Below are 15,943 nucleotides of genomic sequence, written 5' to 3'. Positions count from 1 at the left end.
GCTATGGCATCCTCTTTTTTCTGTTGAAATAGTAATTTATCGTATATAGAATGCAAAGAGATAGATTTAATTTGGACGGGAGAGAAGGAGATGGAAGAGTATATAGATGATTTATTAAAGCGGATGGATGATATGATGAAGAAGCAGGTATTCAGCAATGTGCGTATGAAGAAGCAAGACAGTTAAATGATGTATCACTTTTTTCTTGTTTGCAAGAGAAAGTAAGGGGAGCACGAAAAGTATATATAAAAACAAACCTTTATTTTTTAATTACACAACTTGCAATAAATACTAAAGAGATGTATATTGCAGATTATTTGGTAGATCGGTTAGAAAGTGAAGAAAGCAGGGTAGTGTTAAATAGCATGCTTATAGATTTAAGTAAATTATCAGAAGCAAGCAATGCGCATAAAATTATTCCTTACATATATCATAAAAATAGTGGAGTCCGTTATTCTGCTGTCATCGCTTTAAAGTTGTGTAAATCGTTGGGAGCAGAAGATGCTTTATTAAAGTTACTTACAGTGGAAGAGAATCGAGATGATATTGTAAATATATGTGCCACTTTATATGAGGTTGGAACAAAGCGATCAATTCTATCTTTAACGAAACTTTTACAATGCGATGGTGCTTATATTCGTTCAGCAGCTATTGAGACTTTAGCAAAAATAGGGGGATCAGACTTACAAATAGTTTATATTGAAGCTTTAGCGGATAGAAATGTAATGGTGAAATATGAAGCTGTGCGAGCTATTTATGCATATGGAGATGAAATGGCGATTAAACCAATTTGCGAACGTGTAACGAAAGTTGTTTCTAGAAGACGTAAAAATGAAGTAGAGCCTACTGACGAATCAGAGATTATCATCGCTCTTCGTTTTTTACATAAGTTTGTTGATCATGAAGAAGTTTTAAAGACGTTTGATAAAGTATATAAAAACCGAGGGAACTTATTTATGTCAGAGCGAAAGTGGATTCGGAATCATATTAGTTACTTTCAAGAGAAAGAAAGAATGTGAGAATCATAAAAAAGAGTCAGCCTCAACAATGAAACTGACTCTTTTTTATATGGTAATTAGTTTAATACTTTAACTGTAACTGTTTTACGTCCCCAGTTACTTGATGTACCTTTATCAGGCATTAAAACATCGATTTTATTTCCTTTAATAGCTCCACCAGTATCACCAGCGATTGCTACTCCGTAACCTTCAACCCATACTTTTGAACCTAATGGAATAACACTTGGGTCAACTGCAATAAGTTTCATGTTTGGATTAGCTGTTAAGTTGTGACCTAAAGCTGATTTTACTTGGTCGCCTGCTTTATAACCATTTTCAAGTGGATCTGCTGTGTAAGCTGTTGCTACAACGCGTAGTTCACGAGAAGATGATGGTGCATTTGTTTCAGTTTCTTTTGCAACAGGTTGTTGTGTAGCTGGTTTTTGAGCTTTAGCCGCTTCACGAGCTTTAGCTGCCTCTTGAGCTTTAGTCGCTGCTTGAGCTTCAGCTGCTTCTTGAGCTTTAGCTGCTTCACGAGCTTTAGCTGCCTCTTGAGCTTTAGCCGCTGCTTGAGCTTCAGCTGCTTCTTGAGCTTTAGCTGCTTCACGAGCTTTAGCTGCTTCTTGAGCCTTAGCTTCTGCTTGAGCTTCAGCCGCTGCCTGAGCTTTAGCTTCTGCTTGAGCCTTAGCTGCTTCACGAGCTTTAGCTGCCTCCCCGGCCTTAGCTTCTGCTTGAGCTTCAGCTGCTTCACGAGCTTTAGTTGCTTCCTCCGCCTTAGCTTTTGCTTGCGTTTCAGCTACTTCACGAGCTTTAGTTGCTTCCACTGCTTTAGCTGTATCTTGAACTTTAGTTGTTTTTTCAGCTTTAACTACTGGTTGAACTTTAACTGGTGCTTTACCTGTTAAGTAAGGAACATGAACATACGCTGTTTTTCCGTTATATTCAAATTGAATCCAGTCATTTTGTACTTGGTGTGTTGTTTCGATTACATCATCTTTTTTCAACTTACCAAGAATTTCTGAGTCAGTGTTTGCACCAGCACGTACGTTTAATACGTTTGCTGTTACGTAGTAAGTGTCTTTTGTATAGTCAGCGCTAATGAAAGCTTCTTTACCGCTGTTCAATTTCACTTTTGACCATCCGTTTTCTGTATGTAAAACGTTAACTTTATATCCATCTAATAATTTTCCGACAACTTTTGATTCAGTAGTTGGGTTTTCGCGTACATTTAGTACGTCAGTTGTTACAATCGTTTCTGCTTTAGCAGATGTTGTGAAAATCCCAAGACCAAAAACCGCTGCTGTTGCTATACCCATAAATTTTTTCATAATAGCCTCCATTGCATTTGTTTTCGTTGACCTCATTATAGCAACCATTATTTTCTTATTTGCGGAAAACATAAAATTACAAAGGTTTCGTAACGGGTCATTAATATTCTGTAATAATTCCAGTAATATCCTAAAAGCGCTTTCTTATAGTTTATAGGGGAGGTTAGAGCATACAATGCATAAAAAGAGGAGTATTTCAATTTCTAATCTGTTAATTATGTTTCTGTATTATTACGTAATCGTTTCGTAACTGTTACAAAAATGGCGTATTTTGCTGCTGGGACAGAAAAGTAGTTATGTAAAAATAACTATTTTGGTAGTGGAGAAATATAAATGAGGTAAAAATCAATGAAATATCGCTATAATTGTTACAAAATAAGTCGAGGTATGGAAAAAATTACGCCTTGATTTTAGTTTGTCACATATTATTTTTGCAATAATAGGATTCTATAATAGCTTTAGTACTTTACAATAGCTAAAGGTATGTATAACGTAAAACATATATAATAGAAGAAACACGATTTAATAGATAAATAAAAAAACGTAGGAGTGTAAATTCCTACGTTTTTGTTTATTCATATCGTAAACATTCAATTGGATCCAGTTTTGCAGCTTTGTTAGCTGGTAGTAGACCGAATATAATACCGATTAACATGGAGATACCTACTGCAAGAAGTCCAAGTTCTTTTGAGACAACGAGTGGCCATCCGGCAAAGATGGAAACGATCCAAGCGAAGAAGATACCGAGCATGAATCCGATGAATCCACCGAGTCCTGTTAAAATACAAGATTCAATTAAGAATTGTGTTAATACTTTACCGCGTGTTGCACCAAGTGCTTTACGAATACCAATCTCACGTGTACGTTCTGTTACAGATACAAGCATAATGTTCATTACGCCGATACCACCAACAAGTAATGAGATAGCAGCAATACCACCGAATACCATTTTCATCATACCGATTGATTCGTCTAATTGCTTCGTAAATTCACCTAAATCTTGTGCTTCGAATTTGTGCTCAAATTTAGGTGCTTTCATTTCGTTTAAAACAGAAACGGCTTGTTTTTCTACACTTTTACGTTCTGTTGGAGAGGTCATTGTTAATCTTACCGAGTCATACTCATTTACTCCTGAAATGACAGGCGCGTTTTCAAGTGACGTATAACCTTCAGGCATAGGCATTCCGAAGTCGTTTTTCGCTTCGTATACACCGACTATTTTATACGGTTTTCCTTTTATATCTGTGTATTGATTTGATTCCCAACCACTAAATAATTTGTTGAAAGCTTCTTCATTTAATATAACGGCAGGGATTGCTTGGTTTAATTCGCTGTCGTTTAATTCACGACCGTGAACTAATTTTATTTTCGAATCTGTCATAAAGGCGCCTGTTCCACCTTTTAAATCAAGATTTACATCTTTTGAACCAGCAGATGCTTTTACTTTCATACTTACATCTGGATACACATCTTTAACGCCTGAGACGGTTTGAAGACGGTTTAGCATATCAGGTGTGATTTTGGCACTATCTGTTCCATAGTCAGGATTGTTGTAGTAAATGGTTATTTCATTATCTTTTCCTTGGCCTAATTCTTCTTTAAACTTTGCATTTGTACCATCACCCATTGAAATGATAGTAATAATGGCACTAATACCGATAATAATTCCTAGCATCGTTAAGATAGAACGCATTTTATGAGCAAAGATAGAGGAAAGGGCCATGCGTATATTTTCACTCGTGTTCAAAATTAACCTCTCCAATCTTGGACGATATTTCCGTCACGAATTACAATTTGACGTGCTGCAGCTTCCCCAATTTCACGATCGTGGGTAATCATAATGATTGTTGAGCCTTGTTTGTTTAATTCGTAAAAGAGGTCCATAATTTGTGTACTCGTTTTCGTATCAAGTGCACCCGTCGGTTCATCGGCTAAAATGAACTTTGGATTATTTACAATTGCGCGTGCCACTGCTACACGTTGTTTTTGTCCACCTGATAATTCGTTCGGTAAGTGAGTAGCACGATCAGCTAAACCTACTTTTGTTAAAGCGGCTAATGAGCGCTCACGTCTTTCTTTTTTATCAACTCCAGCGTAAATAAGAGGTAGCTCTACATTTTGAAGTGCTGTAAGTCTCGGTAATAACATGAAGTTTTGGAATACGAATCCAATCTCTTTATTACGAACGCGCGCAAGTTCTGTTTCAGACATGTTTGAAATATTTTGACCAGCTAGTTCATACGCACCTGTTGTTGGTTTATCTAAGCAACCGATAATGTTCATTAATGTTGATTTACCAGAACCAGATGGTCCCATAATAGAAGTGAATTCTCCCTGGTTTAGTGTTACGTCAATGCCGTGTAATATTTGTACGGATTCTGCACCATTTTGGAAAGATTTCGTGATGCCTTTTAAGTTAATCATTCAACGACAACCTCCATACCATCTTTTAAGTCTTTTTCAGGTTTAGAGATAATTTGTTCTCCTTTTTTCACTCCAGAAACTTTTGCTTCGCTATCAGTCTCGAATTCAACAGTAACCGCTTGTTCTTTCGCCTTGCCGTCTTTTACAACGAAAACAATATTTTTGTCACCTTTTTTTACGATGCTGCTTTTCGGAACAATTGTACCAGTTGCTTCGCCAGATTTACTTGTTACGTATACATGGAAACCGTTTTGTAATTCTTCACTATTGTCTAATGTAACAGTGAATTGATAGTTAGAAACTGTTTTGTTTTCATCCATGCTCTTTAATGGTGTAGAACCGATTTCTGTTACTTTTCCTGTCCAAGTCTTACCAGCGACCGTTTTTGATGAAACAGTTACTTCTTGCCCAACTTTCATACTAGCAAGCTCATATTCAGAAAGTTGACCTTTTACTTTAAATGGACCAGCATGACGAAGTGTAATGCCGCTCATACCTGTTTTTTCATCAGCAGTTTTTACGATATCATCAATTACGCCATCAGTAGGGCTCGTTACAGAAAGTGTGTTTACTTTCTCTTTTGCTGCTTTAATCATTTCATCAGATTTTTCAACTTCAAACTTTTTCATTTCAATTTGTGATTCTAATTGTTGTACTTCGATTTCTGATGCTTTTAATGCTTCAGCAGGAAGGCCTGCATTTTTATCTTTTTGTAATTTTTGTTTCGCTGTATCAATTTGTTTTTGGAACAATGTTACTTCTTTTTGTGCGATTTTCTTTTGCATTTCTGCTTCCGTTACACCTTGTTTCGCAGTAGGGTCATTATATTTAAAAAGGAGCTGACCTTTTTTTACTTCATCACCTTTTTTTACAGCTAATTCATACGTACCTTTTGTTGGATCAAATGAAATTGTTTCGATGCCGTTTGGAATGACTTCACCGCCAAATTTTTGCGCGTTTTCAATTTGTTTTTCTGTTACTTTATATCCGCTATATGCCATTGCTACTTCTGAACCACCGCCACCAGCAAATGCAAAATATGATCCAGCTGCAATACCGATTGCTACTACACTAGTAATTAACACTTTATTTTTCTTCTTCATCTATTTATCACCTTTTCGTTCGTTTTAGTATCTACATTCAGTATAAAAGAGGTGAAGAATCTGACAAATCGTTTTAGCTTACAATAACCTTACAGTTTTGTAAGGTATGAATATGTAAATGTAAGGTAGAGCTTGTCCAAGTGTGAGCAAATGAATTGACTCGTTGTTTCTTTCTTACAATAATATTGTATGAAGGAGAGGAGGAGGCAAGATGGAAGCTTATTTTAGTGTGCATCCATTAAAACCATTTATTCCATACTCAAGGCAACACGTCCTTATATTATTTATTATGATGGTGGGGATATTTTTTCTGTATCAATACCAAGATGTATTACGGCAAAGTGAGTGGAATATAACGGTTCGATATGCGATTGCATTTTTATTTATTGGGAGTGAAATTGGGCTCCATATGTGGGAATGGAAAGCGGGGATTTTTGAACTAGGCACTTCATTACCATTTGAGTTATGTACGATTAGTTTATTGTTAGCATCGATTATGATTGTAACGAAAAGTTACCGCATATATGAGATTGTATTTTTTACAGGAATTATCGGTGCGTCACAAGCTATTTTAACGCCGAACGTGCAATATGCTTTTCCGCATTTTCGCTTTATAGAATTCTTCGCCGCACATGTATTACTCATTTGGGCACCACTCTTTATGACGTGGGTAGAAGGATATAGACCGACCTTGCAATCAATTAAGCGTACGATGATATTTTTAAACATAATAATTCCAATCGTTTCTTTTGTGAACTACAAAACAGGTGGCAATTATATGTTTTTAGCTCGTAAGCCAGAAACTGCTTCATTACTCGATATGTTAGGGCCGCATCCTTACTATATTATTTCATTAGAAATAGCTGCGCTTATTGGATGTTTTATTTTGTATATGCCATTTGCGAAAAGAGAAGGGCATGCGCATAAAGAATCACTAGGATCATAACCTAGTGATTTTTTGTTTTATAAATATTTACAATTCAGAAAATTAAGAATAAAATTAGAGGGTAAATTATATAAAGAGAGAAGGGAAAACGTGGTCAAAAAAGTTTTTCTGAATGGGATGGAAGTGACGATTCAATTTATTATTTCGATTTTGGGTATTATTTTTTTAGGGGCACTGCCGAAATTATTTTATGGATTTGAGTTGCATGTATCAAGGTACATACAGAGTTTAAAAGAAGTGTTTGTAAACTTAATGGATATCTCCAATTTTCAATATGTGAGAGGTAAATTTTTATTTCCGCAATTGTTCGTCCATTATAAAGAAACAATTGTTATATTTTTAGCTGCTTTTTTCATTTCATTATTTGTAGCATTTTGTATTGTTTATGTCATTATGAGTAGTTCACCACGTATACAACATCGTATTAAATCATTTCTCATCTTCCTAGAATCTATTCCAGATATTCTTCTTATTTTAGTATCACAAATATTAGTTGTATGGTTTTTTAAACAAACAGGTTTTTTACCTTTTCAAATTGCGTCAATTGGAGGCGAGTCGATTAGAGGATTGCCAATATTTTGTTTGAGTATACCGACTACGATTCTGTTTGTAAAAATGTTAGTACTTCGTTTTGAAAATGAATTAGAAAAAGATTATGTACTATTTGCTAAGGCTAAAGGGTTGAATCGCTTTCATATTTTAAATCGCCATGTTTTACGAAATGTGTTGCTTAGTACACTTTTCTTTGCGAAAACGAATATCTTTTTTATGTTATCTAATTTATATATTATAGAATGGATTTTTAATACGGGTGGTATTTTTATGTTTTTGAAATCGTATGAGAGTATTAAAGTAGAGGTTTTCATCGTTAGTGTGCTGCTTATTTATATTCCGATTTTTATTTTGTTTAAATTGTTTCATTATCTCATTCCAGCTGCGATGAAGGAGAGACTATAATATGTGGACGTATATAAAACGTGATAAAAGATTTTGGATAAGCATTGGGTTTCTTCTCATATTAGTTCTTTTGAGCATCGGAAATACGATATGGAATGATGGGCATATTAGACAAGTTACATTGCAATATGATGCGGATGAAAATCCACAAGTACCACCGTTTTCACCTTCATTACAATTTTTACTTGGAACAGACCGGAAAGGGTACGACCTGTTACATTTAGTCATTGAAGGCGCAAAGTGGACGATAGGTATCTCTATTTTAATTGCGGCACTTAGAATGGTGATAGGTGTGTTTTTTGGTGTTGTGCTTGGAACATATGTAAAAAGAGGGTTTTCAAAAATCGAGGCTTTTTTTGATAGTTTTACAGTTATTCCAACAGTTATGATTGCGTATTTTTTTCTTCACCTTGCAAATGCATTTGGGAGTGGAGAGGAAACAACAACCTTTTTTGAAAGAGCTTCGTTTCAAGTTTTATTACTTGTCATGCTTGTGATGCCAGTTATTGCACTGTATGTTGCGAAGGAAGTACGTAAATTGAGAACCGAAGAATTTATTGAAGCTGCGTGCATATTAGGTGGATCGAGAAGGCACATTGTTATAAAGCATATTTTCCCGCATCTTTATATGACGTTTATACTTGTATTTTTTCAGCAGTTTACGCAATCTCTTACTATTTTACTGCACTTAGGATTACTGGAAATATTCTTTGGTGGAACAGTTCAGTTTTTGGGACCGATAGAAGAAATAGAATCTTACACGCATGAATGGTCAGGTTTAATTGGAGTATACTTTAGATCATTAACAGTGAATCCGTGGATTCCGCTTGTTCCCATTACATTTTTTGGACTTACTATTTTTTCAGGAAATATGATTGTAAAAAGTATAGAAGAGGCGATGATGAAAGTAAGGTTAGGAGGAGAGATAAAGAAGGGCGCTATAGAAGAGGAACAATCTGCTGTGCAGTCAAAAGAAGAGTTATTTACTTTTAAACATACGATGTGAAGAGCCTAGGAAACTAGGTTCTTTTATTTTGTTATATTACAATATCGTAAGAGAGATGTAATGAAAATCGATAGGGGAGAAATACAATTTCGTATACACTTTATGTATAGAGAAATGCGAGAGCGGGTGAAGGTGTACGATGGATTTTTTAGAAGTATCAAAACGTAGTATAAAACGAAATATGAAAGATTATTTTCTATACTTTATTTCATTAGTAGGCAGCATTATTATTTATTTTACATTCGTATCGATTAAACGAAATGAAAGTGTAGCAGCTCTTTTAAAAGAGTCGGATAAAGTGGAAACGACATTTACGTTTGCACAAATATTGTTAATTATCTTTTTAACGATATTTATTTTTTATTGTAATAGCTTCTTTTTGCGAAAGAAGAAAAAAGAAATTGCGCTATACAGTTTATTAGGTATCCGTAAAGAAGAAATTGCGAAGTTACTTTTTTATGAAACTTTATTAGTTGGTGCTGCGGCAAGTGTGTTAGGTATTCTTGCTGGTTTATTTATAGCGAATATGTGCGCAGGGCTTCTTGTGAAGTTAATGGGAAGTGCGTTTACGTTCACATTTACGATTTCATTTTTATCTATAGTAGAAGTTCTTATAACGATAGGTGCAATTTTCTTTATTGCATCATGGAAAAGTAAAAAGTTAATTTATGAGCATCGTTTAGTTGAATTATTATATGGTGAAAATCAAAAAGAAGAGGCACCTACGTATTCAAGTAAGAAGGCAAAGCGAGCAATTGTTTTATTAATTACAGGTTATATCATTGCGCTACTTACACAAGTTTTTGGGTTTGGAGCCATTTTTATTACAGGTTTACTGATTTTTGGTTGTATTGTAAAAGGTACGTTTTTACTATTTGAGCAATATACAGTGAAGTCACTCCATAAAATAAAGAGAGATAAAACGAAATATTGGAATGGAACGAACATTTTATCCATTTCTTCATTGTTCTTCAGAATAAAAGGAAACGTAAAGATGCTTGCGCTATTATCTTTATTAAGTGCGGTAACATTATGTACCATCGGAATTAGTTCTAGTATGTATTATGGAGCGCAGAAGACAGCGGCATTAATGAATCCAGTTAGTTATGAGTATGTAACGACTGGAAAGGAATTAGATAAGAAAGTTAGAGAAGAAATTCAAAAACATGAGTTAGCAATTAAAAATGAAACGTCTGTAGCGATGCTCTCTATGCAAGGGAAGATAGATGGAGAACAAATATTAACTGGGTACTTAATAGGTAATGGCAATGTACAAATTATAAAAGTGACAGATTATAATAAATCAGCTTCTAAGTTAGGTAACAAACAAGTTATTCTCGGTTCTGAAAAGGAAGTTGTTTTATTAGATCCGTATAAGTCGTATAACATAGAAAAGAATTCGCTTGAAGGAAATAATGTGTCCTTTGAAGGGATGAAGGATGATATTATAATCGTTGACCATCGAGAGGAAACAGTTGTTAGTGCGAAACTTGCACCAGTGGGGCTTGTTGTTCGAGATTCGTTATTTAATAAGTTGCAGAAAGGAAAGGATGTTTCAACAGTTAGTGGATTTATCGTTGAAGGAAACGGTAATAGCGAACTAACGAAAGAGCTAGGGACAATCATTCCTAAAGAAGTGAAACTCCAATCATTTGAAGAGGCGAGCCAATCTGAATTGCAAGATGGTGCAGTGTTATTATTTGCTAGTGTATTTTTAGGGATTGTCTTTATTTTGGCAACGGGTTGTATTTTATATTTTAAACAAATAACAGAAGCGATGGCAGAGCGACCAGCGTACGGAATGTTAAAGAAAATTGGACTAACGAAAAGGGAAGCAACAGAGTCAGTAAGAAAGCAAGTAGGGGCGATTTTCGTAGTACCTTTACTACTTGCAATATGTCATACGTTCTTTGCATTTTTAAGTTTGATGGGCTTTACAGGAATGTTTGAATATAGTCTTCCTTTATTAGGCAGTATAGCGGTGTATATCATAATCTACTTTGGTTACTATATGTTAACAGTTCGTTCGTATACCAATACTGTATTTAGCGATAGACGATAAAAAGAAGCAAGCATGGATTTCATGCTTGCTTCTTTTCTTTATTTTGTAGAAACTTCACCTTCAGCTTCTGTTTGCGGAATAAAGTATCCGATTATACCACCGATGATTGCTGGAATAATCCAGCCGATTCCTAAGTTGTAAAAAGGAATGGTGTGTACGATATTAGCGATAAAGGTTGGTATCATTTCCACATTATCCAGTGCATGAATACAGCTAATAATGAATGCTGCGATCATTGCTCCGATGTAGACAGAAGGTTTACGTTTCGTATATTTATCAATAAATGATACGAAAATTAAAATGATTGTAATTGGATACAAAATGATTAATACAGGTAATGTAATTTTAATTAATAAACTTAAACCTAAGTTTGAAATTACGAAGCTAAAGATACAAACGTATAGTACGAGTTTCTTATATGAAACATTTGTTAGTACTGTTGCGAAATAGTTGGCGAATGCACTTACAACACCAATTGCTGTCGTTAAACAAGCGAAGATAATGGCGATACTTAATAAAACATTACCGCTTGTCCCAAAGAATTGATACATAACAGTAGCTAATAGTTGACCACCGTTTTCAAATTGTCCTAAGTTTCCGTTTGAAGCACCGATATAACCGAGTAAGAAATAAACAATTGTTAAGAATAGAGCTGCAATGCTCCCGCAAATAATTGTATATTTCGCAATCGATTTCTTCTCTTGTATACCGTTTTGGCGAATTGCATTTACAACAATTGTTGATAATACAAGTGCGCCAATTGCATCTAAAGTTAAAAATCCTTCAAGAAATCCTTTGAAAAAGGGAATTTCTTTATAGTCACCAACAGGCTCAGCAAATGTTCCAGGTGAAAGAATCGCTTTTGTTGCCATAATTGCAATAATTCCAAGTAAAATTGGCGTTAATATTTTTCCGATATGATCTACTAATTTTGATGGATTTAATGATAAGAAGTAGACGACTGTAAAGAAAATCGCACTAAAGATTAACATAGAGTACCATTGGTCAGGGAAAAGTGGTGCAATCCCAATTTCGTAAGATACAGATCCAGTTCGTGGAATAACAAATAGTGGGCCGATTGAAAGATAAATAATGATAGCGAATATAGCTGCGAATTTTGGATGAACACGGCTTGCTAAAGTGTTAAAACTACCACCGGCAAGGGCAACAGCGACGATAGCAAGTAAAGATAAACCGACGTCTGTAATAATAAATCCTGTAATGGAAATCCACATATTTTCTCCGGAAGAAAGACCGAGAAGCGGCGGGAAAATCATATTACCAGCACCGAAGAAAACTGCGAATAGTAATAAACTAATCGAAAGTATTTGCGCTGGTTTTAAAGTTGTACGCATATAAAGAAAATCCTCCTAATGAGTGTTTTTGTCGAAAATTCAAATAATTTGTCGAGTAACTGTTACTATTTTAAAGGTCTGATGACTAGAAAGCAATAGGGAATTTTGAAAATATTAAAAAATAATACATTAAATCGAATAAATATACTATTTATATCTTCAATAGGAAGGATTTAACTTTTAACGTAAAAAAACACATATCGCTCGGATACGTGTTTTAAAAAAATATTTTTTTATCACGTTCTTCTTTTAAAATTTCTACAGCTTCTCGGAAACGTTGTGAATGGACAATTTCTCGTTCACGTAAGAAGCGCAGGCTGTCATTTATATCTGGATCATCTGATAAGTTAATGAGCCATTGATATGTTGCTCTTGCTTTCTCTTCAGCAGCAATATCTTCATATAAATCTGCAATAGGGTCTCCTTTTGCTTGAATATAAGTAGCAGTAAAAGGAACACCACCCGCATTATGATAAAATAAAGCACTATCATGATTAGCGTACTGCGCGTCTAGTCCAGCAGCTTTCATTTGCTCTGGTGTTGCATCTTTTGTTAATTTATAAATCATTGTCGCAATCATCTCTAAATGTGCGAATTCCTCTGTACCAATGTCGGTTAGTAGGCCAACAACTTTGTCAGGAATTGTATAACGTTGATTTAAGTAGCGAAGAGCAGCAGCTAGTTCACCGTCAGCACCGCCATATTGTTCAACTAATAATTTGGCGAGTGCTGGATTGCAAGTTCCCACTTTAACTGGGTATTGTAATTTCTTTTCATAAATCCACATAGTTTATCTCCTTTATATTTGCCATGGCCAAGGACCTTTGCTCCATTCCCAAGGAGCATTAGAATAGCTGTTTCCAAACTGTTGGAGTGGCCCGTATTTTTCTTCCATCTTTTGTTTTAATACTCTTCGTTTATAGGAAAAATCATTAAATTGATTAATCGCGGCGGTGTCATCTGGATGTGTATCTAAATAAAGAGTGAGTTCAACTAGTACAAAGTCCAGTTCTTGAAGCTCCAGTAAAAGCTGATAGTATTCTTCTGGTAGCGATTGAGTCACGTCAGTAGTCACCGCCCTTTTTTATAAGGATTTTCATAATAGTCATAAAAAACAGGCCATAAAGTCCCTTTTTGCAATGCTTCTTTTGGCGTGAATTGCGGTAAGTTTGGCGGTTGAAAGCCTAAAAATAAATTAGGCGGAGTAGAATAATATTTTTTTCCGATAGGAGGACAAGGATCGAGAGGACTATGATAGGGCACGAATGATCTCATATATTTATTCACGAATAGACCTCCTTAAATGTTCATTACTACGTATTGTATTCAGACATAATGAGCATTTATGACACATATAAAAAAGTAATAAGTACAGGGGGAATGAATGTGGAGAATGTAAAGAATTTAATTGTGTTAGAAGTAAAGAACTTAAAGGAAACTCTGTATTTTTACGAAGGGATTTTAGGAATAACACCTAGTTTAGAGAGGCCGCAATTAGATGTTACAGGGGTTTGGTATGATACCGATTCAACGAGAATTAGTTTTGTTATGAATCGCAGTTTGGGCGGGTGTGAGAAGAGTGTTGCGGAATCAGTTGATGTTCTAACGTTTTCAATTTCTAACATAGAGAATGTAAAGAAGAGGTTAGTATTCTATAAAATTGTATATACAGAAAACAAAAGTGAGAAAAGTATTATAGTACAAGACCCGGATGGATATAAACTTCAAGTGGTAGAGAAGGATGAATAAACGGAGGGGATTTAGTGGAGAGAAATTATGAAGAAAGTGCGTTGTTTGAGCATCAATTTTGGCTAAAGGTACTTACTGATCATGCACAATTTTTACTTGATGCATTAGCTCCGAAGGAAAAAGAGGATATAAAAAAAGCTACTTACTTTGTTGAAACATTTACGAATTTGTTAAATAAAGTTCGGAATGTGAATCTGATGGCATTCTCAAAAGAGGCAGAACAAGCTGCTAAGGAAATTCGGATGTTTAAATTAAATATTATACAGAAGCAGTTGGAGGGGAAGATTACTATTCATTTTACGCCAACTTTTATTAATCATATGGTAAACGAAGTGGAAGAGTATATAACGGTTTTAGAGTTTTTGAAGAAGGGGGAAGTTCCGCCTGTTTTTCATGAACTGCATTATCATCTCGTTTGGTTAACTGATGCTGCTGGTCATGCGGGTTCTATTTCTGGTGGGCTAGATCTTGTTGAAAAAAGATTAAAAGAGAAAAGCGAAGAATTTACGAAGCATTTTGAACAATTTTACTTAAAGGCAGTTGAGATGACTGGGTATTTACGAACGGAGCTTCATCATTTTCCAGCATTAAAGAAGTTTACAAAAGATGTTTCACTTGAATTGAAATTATTTTCGCATTTTTTACATGAAGTGGAAGAGCTGGAGTTATCGCATGAAGTATTAAGTGCACTATCAGCTAGAATGGCAGATCATATGGCAAGAGAGGAATGTTATTATTTATTAAAATTAGCTCAATCATCTGGACTCGAAATGCCGAAATGTAATCCACTTTAAAGAATAAGAGGTCAATTTCATTTGGCCTCTTGTTCTTTTTTGTTTTCTCTTTTTATTTTTACTTGTTCAATGCTTGCCTGTAATGTCTCCATAATATTAATGATGTTCGGGGCTGGAGAGATTGTTTCAGCTTTTTCCTGTTGTTCAATTTTATTCTCGATTAATTCGGTAAGGGCTTCTTTATATTCATCTGTATACATTTCTTGTTCAAAAGGATTTGTAAGGTGGTGGATTAAATTAATTGCTGCGGTAAGTTCTTGTTTTTGGATAGGATAATTTTCGTGACTTGGTAAATTAGGTGTATTTGTTATATCGCGAATTTCATTAGGGTAGTGGATGGTTTGTAACATAAGTCCATCTTCAAAGTTACGGATAATAGCTAAATGTTGTTTTTTTCTAATAGAAATATGAATAAGCCCAAGTTTATTTGTACGTTCAAGAGCTTCTTTTAATAATAAATATGATTTTTCATGTCCTGGGGTAGGACCTATAAAATAAGAACGGCCATAAAGAACAGAATCAATTTCGTTATTTTGGATAAAAGATATAATGCGAATGGATCGTGGTTCGTGAGCTTTTTGCAACGTAGCTAATTCTTTTTCATCAATAATGATGTATTTATGAGGTGCATATTCATAAGCTTTTACAATATCTTTATCATCAATTTCTTCATCCGTACAATCAGGAGCAAATTTTTTATATTTAATAGGTGTTAAGCATTCTTTATGGAGACTTAAAAATTTTATATCGTTTTCTTCTACGGCACTGTATAGTTTGATTCCAATATTTAATAGTCCAAGTGAAAGTGCACCTTTCCATACGGTATGCAAATAAAACATCTCCTTTCGTTCAAAAATGATTATGTATATTATGAGATAGTAAGAAATTTCCTATACGTTTTTTGTTTTTTACGGAAGGGCTTGGGATATAAAGTGAAACTTTAATCAGTGGGGGTTTTCTTCATCCCCCACTGATTATCAGCCCTCACCAATCGGACTTTTATGGGCAGTTGATCCCCAACCTAACTTCTTTGCTTTTGCTAAATTTTGAGGTGGGGGTCTTACTGCCCGTTAAAGCGGGATAAAATATATTGACAAGCCATCTGAAATATTTTAATGTGAGTGTATAAAATTGTGTATAAAGGGGAGTAACTTATTACAGTAAAGTCGTCATTACAGGGAGAAACCCTCGGCTTTATTGGCAACGTTTCGTTGTTAGTGA

At 34.9% G+C, this 15,943-nt stretch carries 15 protein-coding genes and 1 pseudogene; 7 read left to right on the top strand and 9 right to left on the bottom strand.

Going from position 1 to position 15,943, the window contains the following annotated elements:
• Positions 1-90: 90 nt before the first annotated feature.
• Positions 91-1,019, top strand: a pseudogene (locus tag AABL52_RS22975) (HEAT repeat domain-containing protein).
• A gap of 56 nt (positions 1,020-1,075) precedes the next feature.
• Here AABL52_RS22975 and entC read toward each other — a convergent pair.
• From entC to AABL52_RS22955, 4 genes are all read right to left on the bottom strand, one after another.
• Entirely contained in the window at positions 1,076-2,449 is a 1,374-nt protein-coding gene (gene entC / locus AABL52_RS22970; RefSeq protein ID WP_341519746.1) for a cell wall-binding protein EntC, read from the bottom strand.
• Between the two features lie 448 nt (positions 2,450-2,897).
• Positions 2,898-4,049, bottom strand: coding sequence for an ABC transporter permease (locus tag AABL52_RS22965; RefSeq protein ID WP_412783812.1), 1,152 nt, complete (start codon positions 4,047-4,049; stop codon positions 2,898-2,900).
• Positions 4,050-4,075: 26 nt separating this feature from the next.
• Positions 4,076-4,750 (bottom strand): ABC transporter ATP-binding protein, encoded by a 675-nt coding sequence (locus tag AABL52_RS22960; RefSeq protein ID WP_000609098.1) that lies wholly within the window; start codon positions 4,748-4,750, stop codon positions 4,076-4,078.
• Positions 4,747-5,853, bottom strand: coding sequence for an efflux RND transporter periplasmic adaptor subunit (locus tag AABL52_RS22955; RefSeq protein WP_341518509.1), 1,107 nt, complete (start codon positions 5,851-5,853; stop codon positions 4,747-4,749). Before AABL52_RS22955 ends, AABL52_RS22960 begins: the two co-directional genes overlap by 4 nt.
• 211 nt (positions 5,854-6,064) lie before the next feature.
• Between AABL52_RS22955 and AABL52_RS22950 the strand changes: the two genes are divergently transcribed.
• The 4 genes from AABL52_RS22950 (at position 6,065) to AABL52_RS22935 (ending at position 10,824) form a co-directional block, all read left to right on the top strand.
• A complete protein-coding gene (locus tag AABL52_RS22950; protein ID WP_341518508.1) occupies positions 6,065-6,799 on the top strand; it encodes a TIGR02206 family membrane protein in 735 nt (244 codons plus the stop codon).
• Positions 6,800-6,889: 90 nt separating this feature from the next.
• Positions 6,890-7,756, top strand: coding sequence for an ABC transporter permease subunit (locus AABL52_RS22945; protein WP_340423006.1), 867 nt, complete (start codon positions 6,890-6,892; stop codon positions 7,754-7,756).
• A gap of 1 nt (position 7,757) precedes the next feature.
• The gene (locus AABL52_RS22940; RefSeq protein ID WP_341518507.1) at positions 7,758-8,762 is read left to right on the top strand and encodes an ABC transporter permease; all 1,005 of its coding nucleotides are present in this window, start codon (positions 7,758-7,760) and stop codon (positions 8,760-8,762) included.
• Positions 8,763-8,901: 139 nt separating this feature from the next.
• Entirely contained in the window at positions 8,902-10,824 is a 1,923-nt protein-coding gene (locus tag AABL52_RS22935) for an ABC transporter permease (protein ID WP_341518506.1), read from the top strand.
• Positions 10,825-10,862: 38 nt separating this feature from the next.
• On the opposite strand, the gene brnQ2 is transcribed toward AABL52_RS22935, so the two are convergent.
• The 4 genes from brnQ2 to AABL52_RS22915 form a co-directional block, all read right to left on the bottom strand.
• Positions 10,863-12,179, bottom strand: a complete 1,317-nt coding sequence (brnQ2, locus tag AABL52_RS22930; protein ID WP_341518505.1) for a branched-chain amino acid transport system II carrier protein BrnQ2 — start codon at positions 12,177-12,179, stop codon at positions 10,863-10,865.
• Positions 12,180-12,396: 217 nt separating this feature from the next.
• Positions 12,397-12,966 carry a spore coat protein CotJC gene (cotJC, locus tag AABL52_RS22925; RefSeq protein ID WP_132134262.1) on the bottom strand — a complete coding sequence of 190 codons (570 nt, stop codon included), beginning with the start codon at positions 12,964-12,966 and terminating at the stop codon, positions 12,397-12,399.
• A 12-nt stretch (positions 12,967-12,978) separates the two neighbouring features.
• On the bottom strand, positions 12,979-13,242 hold the full coding sequence (locus AABL52_RS22920; RefSeq protein WP_000194492.1) for a spore coat protein CotJB: 264 nt from the start codon (positions 13,240-13,242) through the stop codon (positions 12,979-12,981).
• 8 nt (positions 13,243-13,250) lie between these two features.
• Entirely contained in the window at positions 13,251-13,466 is a 216-nt protein-coding gene (locus AABL52_RS22915; protein WP_001046257.1) for a spore coat associated protein CotJA, read from the bottom strand.
• A 48-nt stretch (positions 13,467-13,514) separates the two neighbouring features.
• Between AABL52_RS22915 and AABL52_RS22910 the strand changes: the two genes are divergently transcribed.
• Entirely contained in the window at positions 13,515-13,928 is a 414-nt protein-coding gene (locus AABL52_RS22910; RefSeq protein WP_341518504.1) for a VOC family protein, read from the top strand.
• 14 nt (positions 13,929-13,942) lie between these two features.
• Positions 13,943-14,722, top strand: coding sequence for a DUF2935 domain-containing protein (locus AABL52_RS22905; protein WP_097844524.1), 780 nt, complete (start codon positions 13,943-13,945; stop codon positions 14,720-14,722).
• Between the two features lie 17 nt (positions 14,723-14,739).
• Here AABL52_RS22905 and AABL52_RS22900 read toward each other — a convergent pair whose 3' ends face one another.
• Positions 14,740-15,552 (bottom strand): Ku protein, encoded by an 813-nt coding sequence (locus AABL52_RS22900; RefSeq protein ID WP_340422995.1) that lies wholly within the window; start codon positions 15,550-15,552, stop codon positions 14,740-14,742.
• Positions 15,553-15,943 lie beyond the last annotated feature (391 nt).

The organism is Bacillus paramobilis (genome assembly GCF_038096195.1).
Taxonomy (GTDB): Bacteria; Bacillota; Bacilli; order Bacillales; family Bacillaceae_G; genus Bacillus_A; species Bacillus_A mobilis.
The sequence above is the reverse complement of the archived record's forward strand: the minus strand, read 5'-3'. Positions and strand labels throughout refer to the sequence as shown.